Raw genomic sequence first — 892 nt, 5'->3', positions numbered from 1 at the left:
ATCTCTGGCCAGCACATCGGCCTGGTGGCCGGCTTGCTGTACGGTCTGGTCGCCGGACTGGCGCGTTGGGGGCTGTGGCCCGCTCGGTTGCCGTGGCTGCCCTGGGCGTGTGGCCTGGCCATGGCGGCGGCGCTGGCCTACGGCTGGCTGGCCGGTGCTGGTGTGCCGGTGCAGCGCGCCTGCCTGATGCTGGCGGTGGTGTTGCTCTGGCGCCTGCGCTTTCGCCACCTCGGTGCGACGCTGCCGCTGTTGCTGGCGCTGGTCGCGGTGCTGCTGGTCGAACCGCTGGCAGCGCTGCTGCCTGGGTTCTGGCTGTCATTTATGGCGGTGGTCACGCTTGTGTATTGCTTCAGTGCCCGGCTAGGGGGTTGGCGGCCTTGGCAGGCCTGGACGCGCGCGCAATGGGTGATCGCCATCGGCCTGCTGCCGGTGTTGCTGGCCACGGGGCTGCCGGTGAGCCTGAGTGCGCCGCTGGCCAATCTTGTCGCAGTGCCTTGGGTGAGCGTGGCGGTGCTGCCTTTGGCACTGCTGGGTACGTTGCTGTTGCCACTGGGCGGGGTAGGGGAGGCGTTGCTATGGCTGGCGGGTGGCCTGCTGGATGGGCTGTTTCGGCTGCTGGCGCTGGTGGCGCAGCAGCGCCCGGCATGGGTGGCGCCGGCCCTGCCATTATGGGCCTGGCTATTGGTGAGCCTGGGCGCTCTGTTGGTTTTGCTGCCCCGTGGAGTGCCGCTGCGCGGGTTGGGCGGGGTGATGCTGCTGGCCTTGTGGGTGCCCAGGGAACCGGTGCCGCACGGGCAGGTCGAGGTCTGGCAACTGGACGTTGGCCAAGGGCTGGCGGTGCTGTTGCGCACCCGGCATCACAGCCTGCTGTACGACGCCGGGCCGGCCAGAG

1 protein-coding gene is annotated in these 892 nt (G+C 69.8%); it reads left to right on the top strand.

Going from position 1 to position 892, the window contains the following annotated elements; genetic code table 11:
• Positions 1–892 (top strand): ComEC/Rec2 family competence protein (locus C4K88_RS18050; protein ID WP_206604393.1); only part of this gene is annotated, 892 nt, incomplete at both ends.

Origin of the sequence: Arthrobacter pityocampae (assembly GCF_002927275.1) — a bacterium.
Lineage (GTDB): Bacteria > Actinomycetota > Actinomycetes > Actinomycetales > Micrococcaceae > Arthrobacter_D > Arthrobacter_D pityocampae.
Note: the sequence above shows the minus strand (reverse complement) of the source record. Positions and strands in the feature narration are given on the sequence as shown.